This is a genomic window from Nostoc sp. NMS2, assembly GCF_017115105.1.
Taxonomy (GTDB): domain Bacteria; phylum Cyanobacteriota; class Cyanobacteriia; order Cyanobacteriales; family Nostocaceae; genus Nostoc.
This window is the reverse complement of the sequence record NZ_JABXKH010000115.1, coordinates 23,721-31,396: the sequence shown is the minus strand read 5'-3', so window position 1 is coordinate 31,396 and position 7,676 is coordinate 23,721. Positions and strand designations below refer to the sequence as shown.

Sequence of the window (7,676 nt, the reverse complement as noted above, 5' to 3'; positions counted from 1 at the left end):
ATGGGAGAGGGATTTAGGGTGAGGGCGAAAACTACGGTTCTCAACTTAGATGAGGTTTAAAGATTGAAATAAGTTTACACAAAATTTATATATAGCGAACAAGCTTAAAGGTTTAACAAAGATAATCTTTCGTTTGTTATTTCTTAACCTACATACATTGGTTGAAAGTTTATTTAAGTGAAATTACAGAATTATTCGTTTTTTAGCTTCGGAGCATTTTCTAATGAAATTAGCTAAAAATATTAGCATTACTGCTTTTGCTGTTGCTATCTCGGTTGCTGCTGTTGCTAAACCGACGCAAGCTGCCTTGGTTAATTATGGTTTCACCGTGAATGCGACATCTGGCGATAATCCCGGTCAGTATTTCGGCTCTTTTCAATATGATGACTCGACCTTAACCGACATAGGTGAGGAAACTCTGGGCGTTAGCAATGGATTATCTATTGCGTTTGACTACTTGGGTACTCAGTATACAGAGGCGAGTGATTTTGATTACCCATTATCTCCTGTAGTCAGCTTTACAAATGGCAACCTGTCAGGATTAAGCTATTTAGTTGAAGATCAGTTTTTCATCGGTAACGATCCAGGTAATCCAAATACAGGAGGAATAAAATTTTATAGCATTCTGAGTGCTGGCTTATTGTCTACAACAGAGGTGGGTACAGTAACTTACTCTAAGAGTACACCGATACCGGAACCGATGACTCTTGGTGGTATAGCGATCGCTGGTGCTATGGCGTTGGGGATGAAACGCCAGAAAAAAGTATCTGGACTGACAAACTAGTACCGCAAGGCGTAATTCGTAATTCGTAATTCGTAATTCGTAATTCGTAATTACTTGTTCGCAAGGGTTTCAGGCATTTCAAATGGGTGGCTTATTTCCGCCGTGCTGTACTAGTATTGATACCTGGGAAGTGAAAATTAATGTAGAGACGTTATTATCTCAGAAACTTCCAAATAAAAAAACATCCGATTTTTATTGTGGGGTGGACATCTTGTCCGCCCTTCGTTATGAGAAGCCCACCCCACAAGTAGTCTTAAGTAAAATCGCCAGTCGGATGCTTACGTCTGATGGCAATTACAGATGGTTTGGGAAGACTTCTAGGTTGACCCTTACCACCGTCAGCAGTTGAGATGTTGCTTGGCCAACTACTACCACGAGGCACAGTCCGAGCCTGATTGAATGTAACACCATTCAAATCAATTAATTCAATCTCACGGCTCAGAATCGTGCCATCGTTGATTGGGCTATCTTCGCCGGGATGTTGTACCGAAATAATCAGCGTATCTCCTACAAAGGTTGGCCCGGTCATCTCACAACGCACTGGCCCTTGAGCAAATGGTATTACCTCTCCAGCATTCTTACCAGTAGTAGGAATGTAGAATAGCCAGTTATTACCGAAAACCCCTGTGAAGTTAGAAACATTACCACTAGCTTTGTGGTCGATGGGAGTTACAGTCCCGGCAGCACCGACATTAAAACCATTGTGAGTGGTGGTAGACATATCCGTCACACCCCAAATATTTGCTTTATTGTCGAACACTAAGTTATCTACATTGGCAAAACCAGCACCAGAAATTGATCCGGCTTCTCCACCCTGAGCAAATCTCTGCCAACGGAAGGTTTGACCTGTACCATCGGCACTATCTTCAATAATTTTGTACAATCCCCCGGATTGCTGCGTTGCGTTGACATCTGTACTTAACTTGGCAACTTGGAAAATGCGGGAATCTGGATAACCGTCACTTCCTGGCGCACCATCAGTATAAGAAATGAACACTTCTTTGGTAGTCGGATGCACTTCTATATCTTCTGGACGTGCGGTGGGAGTTCCACCGGCTAAGTTCGCTGCTAAGAAGGCATCAACGAGAACAGCACCTTGGGAAGTGTAGAAGTCAGATAGCTTTTTACCTTGATAAGCAGGTAGTCTATCAGCTTCATTGGTGCGATCGACTGCAAGGGAACCACCATCTGTAGTTTGCCCTGCAATCCCATTGCGTTTTGGTAGGGATAAAAGGCCATTTCTTTGAGCTGAACCCAAAGCAGCAAACTCCACAGAAGAAATCACCGATGGCGGAATAGGATTGGTGGAAGTGGTTAAACGTAAGGGTATCCATTGACCCGTGCCATTTGGATTGTAACGGGCAACATATAAAGTACCACTTTCCCACAAACTGCTGTTGGCTTTGCTGGTTGGTGAAGAAATAATACCTGCACTGACAAATTTCCAGGTGTGCCCTCCACGTCTGTCATCACCCATGTAGGCGATTAATGGTTTTCTAGCTTCAGCACGAACGGCAACGTTTTCATGGCGGAAACGACCCAATGAAGTGTGTTTGCGAGGACGGCAATTCGGATTAACGGGGTCAATTTCTGTAATCCAACCGTATTTTTCCCCCACTAAACCGAAGGTCTTACCAGTAGTACCATCGGTGTAAGCTGTTTGAGTTCCATTAGGGTTGACTGATTCTGTGACACCAACAAAAAATGCTGCACTTCCTTGAAAGTTTTCTTCAGCAGTTAAAATAGTTCCCCAAGGGGTTGTACCACCAGAACAGTTATAGCTAGTGCCAATAATTTTGTCGCCTAGTCCATCGGAGGAGAGGTTAAATACTTGGGTTGCGGCTGGGCCAGTTGCGATGAGATAGTTTTGATCGCCTTTCTGGTAGCTACGACTTCCCCAAGAAGTGACATTTTTATATTCATCACTCCTTTGGCTATTAATTCCCAACCCAGAAAGACCATGAAGACGGCGATTTCTCGCATCACCTTTAACCACAGCATAACGGTTACTGGGATTACGCCGGGAGATACGAACAATTGATCCGCCTAAGTTATATAGAACTTCGCCGTCAAATTCAATACTTCTGGTAGAAGGCAAAGCCCACCCAATCACCGATTCAAAGGTGGTAGGCAATCCTTTAACATCAGCAGGAGCTTCTGGTGCTAAATCAGAAAAAGGAAAACTCACGTATTCGTGATTGACCCACAAATAGCCTACATCGTTGGTTCTGCCGAGAGGAATAAAACCTGTATAATCGTTGTTGTAGCCGAAATATTCATCGTTGTTGGGAAAGACGCGATCGCCCCAGCTGATAATTACATAACGTTCATACTCTGGTGGCACAACCACATCATCAACTACGCTGTAGCTATCTAACTTCGCATTTGCAGATGCATTGATTACCTGTCCCTGACCAATTGCCGTTGGCAAGAAACTTTTCTGCTGTTTATAAACGGGTAAAGGATGGGGTAAGCGCACTGGTGTAAAGCTTAGTCGCCTGTTGTTTGCTCCTACAATACTAGAAACACCATCTATAATTGTGTCTCCCAACACAGCAGCACCAGCACTTCCAGCAAAAAATATTAAAATTTGTCTGCGACTTAATTGAGACATCGAATTCTCCTGTGTTGTGACATAAAAAATTTAGTAGAGGCAAATCTTGATTACTGACAGAAAAAGCCATCAATTATTTACATGAAATGCCACAGATTTTGAATAGTAAGTAACCTGTTATTAAACAAAAGGTTGTTTGCTATTTAGGTTACATAACTAGACAAAATTTTTTAACTTTGTCGTCTAAATCTAATGATTAAAAATTAAGTCCAGGTTATATCTTGATTAATGGAGATTTATTCTGTGCTTGACTAAAGCCTTTGTTGTCTAGCAAATTTCAGGATAAAAAGCAAATTTCAGGATAAAAAGCAAATATACCAGGCGATTAGAAATCGCGGCTACACAAACAAAACCCACCTCCGTGGGTTAAAAATCCTTAATTTTCTCTTAGTCCACGGAGGTGACTACCCTGCGGGTTCTCCAAAGGATTATGTTTGTGTAGTAGCGTTCGCCCTTGGCGTGCCGGAGGCATCATTCTATTCGCCTAATATTTGTAATACATCCTCTTAATTGACTGGGCTGGAGTTTGCTCTATTTTCAATAAAAAATAATCTATTAATAATAAGTTAAAGCTGAATTACGTGGTTTTTATGGATAAATTTAATTGGCTTTTTGCTTAGTTTAATTTACATTAATTAAGCTTAGGTTATATTTTAATTAACTCAAAATTATCACCTCTTGCTCTTTTCTTAACCCGAATTCAGGTAAGGAACAGTGTCAGCGCCCCATCTGTCCTATCCTGGAGATGGGTAAATAGTGTTGTGGGTGAGACTGTGTTTTTCAGCGTTGTGATACCGACTTATAATCGCCAACCGATTTTAGAAAAGTGCCTCCGTGCTTTGGAGGTGCAAAAGTTAAGTCTGCGAAGTTCGGTTACTGGTTACGAAATTGTTTTGGTGGATGATGGTTCTACTGATGGCACATTGGAGTGGTTAGCAGCACATAAAGACGAGTTTCCCCATATGCGATGGTTTCAGAAAGATCATGCTGGCCCAGCTGCGGCTCGGAATTTGGGGGTAGAAAAGGCGCTGGGTGAAACAATTATCTTTATTGATAGCGATTTAGTGGTGCTGGATAATTTCCTGCAAGCTCATGCTAGCGCACTAGTGCAGGGGAAAGAGAAATTGGGGAGCGATCGCTTTTTCACTTACGGTGCAGTTATTAATACTTGTAATTTCAATAACCCAACGGCTGAACCCTACAAAGTCACAGATTTTTCAGCAGCTTTTTTTGCTACCGGAAATGTAGCAATTCCCAAATATTGGCTAGAAAAAGCGGGACTTTTTGATACCAGCTTTCAACTCTATGGTTGGGAAGATTTAGAATTAGGCGTGCGGCTGAAAAAACTAGGTTTGACATTAATTAAATGTCCAGAAGCCGTAGGATATCACTGGCATCCAGCATTTAACTTAGAGCAAATTCCCCGATTGATTGACCAAGAAATTCAACGCGGACGGATGGGAGTTTTGTTTTATCAAAAGCATCCTACATGGGAAGTGCGAATGATGATTCAAATGACTTGGCTGCATCGCTTACTTTGGGGAATTTTGTCACTTAACGGCGCACTTAACGAACGGACAATGGCTCCGTTATTGCAATGGTTAATTAATTTAGGCAAACCGCAATTAGCTTTAGAAATTGCTCGAATTTTTCTCAACTGGTACAACGTGAAGGGTGTCTATCAAGCGTATGCCGAAATGCAGCAAGTATCGTGATTGAAAAGTTGCGATCGCAGACTTAGATATACTACGTCAAAATCGCCCCACCCATTAACCGTTCATACCGATATTTCAACTCTTCTTTCATCAAATGCCAACGCTCTAAAGTAACATCCATCTCTATTATTTTCTCAGCTGCTTGCCGCGCTAAAAGTAAAACTTCCTCATCGTCAACCAAACTCGCTAAGGTAAAATCTGGCACTCCAGATTGACGAGTTCCCAGTACTTGCCCTGGCCCACGAAAACGCATATCCATTTCGGAGATGAAAAAGCCATCCTGAGATTGTTCCAACACCTTCAATCTTTGTTGAGCATCAGGACTTCTAGAACTGCTCATTAATAGACAGTAGGACTGAGCCGCGCCACGACCAACACGCCCCCGCAGTTGGTGCAGTTGTGATAAACCAAATCTCTCTGCATTTTCAATGAGCATAACTGTCGCATTAGGTACGTCTACACCTACCTCAACAACAGTAGTAGAAACTAGAATCTGCGTTTGGTTATCGCGGAATTTGGTAATAGATTCGTCCTTTTCGGCTGAACTCATGCGACCATGCAGCAGCCCGACTTGAAAGTCGGGAAAAACGCTTTCTTGTAACTTTTGATGCTCATCAACAGCCGATCGCAAATCTAATTTTTCTGATTCTTCTACCAAGGGCAAAACCACATAAACTTGCCTACCTTGGGCAATTTCTCGGCGGATCAGGTCGTAAGCATGGTTGCGTTGCTGACCTGATAATACTGTTGTTTGAATCTTTTGCCGCCCTGGTGGTAACTCATCAATTTGGCTAACATCCAAATCCCCGTGTATCGTCAACGCTAAGGTTCGGGGAATCGGGGTAGCTGTCATAGTTAACACATGGGGTTGCTCGCCTTTTTGCTGCAAACGTGCCCGTTGTTCTACCCCAAAACGATGCTGTTCATCTATCACCACTAACCCTAGTTGCTGGAAGTTTACAGAGTCTTGAATTAAGGCATGAGTTCCCACTAACAGAGGTAATTCACCAGTTCCTAACTGAGAATGTATTTGTCTTCGTTTAGCCGTTTTGGTGGAACCTGTCAGTAATTCTACTGGTAAATGTAGGAGGTTAAACCAACTAACTAACTTGCGATAATGTTGTTCTGCCAAAACTTCTGTGGGAGCCATCAGCGCCGCTTGGTAGCCAGATTGAATTGCTGCGAGGATAGCTAACACGGCGACAACTGTTTTACCCGAACCAACATCACCTTGTACTAAACGATTCATTGGTGCAGGTTTTTGTAAATCGTTGAGAATGTCGTTGAGAACTCGTTGCTGTGCGCCAGTGAGTTCAAAAGGCAGTATTTCGTAGAATTTCTCTACAAGTTGACCGCGTGGAACGAGGATAGCGCTGGTTTGAATTGCTCTTGCTTGCTGTTGACGTTGGAGTAAACCAAGTTGTAGATAGAAAAATTCGTCAAAGACTAGGCGACGACGGGCAACTTTTAAAGCGTCACTGTCGCTGGGAAAATGAATGTTAGCGATCGCATCTTTCAATTCCATCAAACCATATTTCTGTCGCAAACCACTTGGCAGAGGGTCTTTCAGGTTAGCCGCAGCAGGTAAAGCAGCAATTACCGCCTGTCGCACTGTATTCGCCACCACGCCCTCAGTCAATCCATAAATTGGCACCACCCGCCCAATATTCAGCGACTCAATCGAATCTCCTGGATTTGCCAAAACCTCTAGTTCTGGATTATCAAGCGTCAAGCCGTATTTACTTTCTTTTACCAACCCACACGCCGCCAAAATACTACCCACTGCATAACGGCGTTTTAAACTTTCTTGCCAAGCGCGACTGCTAAAGCGCGTACCTGCGTAAAAACGGCCAATTTTGATTTGACCACTGTTATCTTTTACGACCAGTTCTAAAATTGATAATTTCTGATTTTTAGGGCTAGTAAAGCAGTTGCAACGCTTCACTGTAGCGATTATTGTCACCGTCTCACCCGCCTGTAACTCGCGGATATTCACCTGACGCGCATAATCAATGTGGTCACGAGGATAGTAAAAAAGCAAGTCCCGGACGGTGTGTAAACCAAGCCGTGCCAAATTATCAGCTTTTTTGAAGCCTATTTCTGGTAAATCACTGAGTTTTTGCTCAATTTTCGGTGCAAGTCTCCGACTCACCTCAGCAATGATTTTAGATTTTGGGTCGCGCCTTTGGTGCGCTGGAAGCGCAACTTGGATTTTGGATTGATAAATTCTCCCCTGCTCCCCTGCTCCCCTGCTCCCCTGCTCCCCCTCCCCCTCTTGCTGTAGTTGGGAGAGATACCTACGAGTTTCTGCTACTAAATGTTGTCTTTCTTCCAGTGCTAGATGTGGATAACTAGCAAATTGCACTGCTAGCCCTTGCCAACGGCGGCGTTCAATTTGGGGTAAGCCAGTAGGGAATTTGCCCAAAGTCAGGCTTAGAAATTCACTGAAACGGTATTCTCTGCCCATCAAGTCTGTAAAGCCTCGTTCGGCTTCTATTGCCAAGGCTTTTTGCAATCGTATCCAATCTGGTTGTTCATTAGTCATTGTCATTAGTCATTAGTC

4 protein-coding genes are annotated in these 7,676 nt (G+C 43.1%); 2 read left to right on the top strand and 2 right to left on the bottom strand.

From position 1 onward, the window contains the following. Positions 1-223 precede the first annotated feature (223 nt). On the top strand, positions 224-784 hold the full coding sequence (locus tag HWQ36_RS20935) for a PEP-CTERM sorting domain-containing protein (RefSeq protein WP_292706045.1): 561 nt from the start codon (positions 224-226) through the stop codon (positions 782-784). Positions 785-1,037: 253 nt separating this feature from the next. Here the strand turns inward: HWQ36_RS20935 and HWQ36_RS20930 are convergent, their stop codons facing one another. Then, complete coding sequence (locus HWQ36_RS20930; RefSeq protein ID WP_292706043.1) at positions 1,038-3,398, bottom strand: PhoX family phosphatase; 2,361 nt, start codon at positions 3,396-3,398, stop codon at positions 1,038-1,040. A gap of 773 nt (positions 3,399-4,171) precedes the next feature. Here HWQ36_RS20930 and HWQ36_RS20925 point away from each other — a divergent pair. Next, positions 4,172-5,113, top strand: a complete 942-nt coding sequence (locus HWQ36_RS20925; protein ID WP_292706040.1) for a glycosyltransferase — start codon at positions 4,172-4,174, stop codon at positions 5,111-5,113. Positions 5,114-5,144: 31 nt separating this feature from the next. Here HWQ36_RS20925 and recG read toward each other — a convergent pair whose 3' ends face one another. Continuing rightward, positions 5,145-7,658 (bottom strand): ATP-dependent DNA helicase RecG, encoded by a 2,514-nt coding sequence (gene recG / locus HWQ36_RS20920; protein ID WP_292706049.1) that lies wholly within the window; start codon positions 7,656-7,658, stop codon positions 5,145-5,147. Positions 7,659-7,676 lie beyond the last annotated feature (18 nt).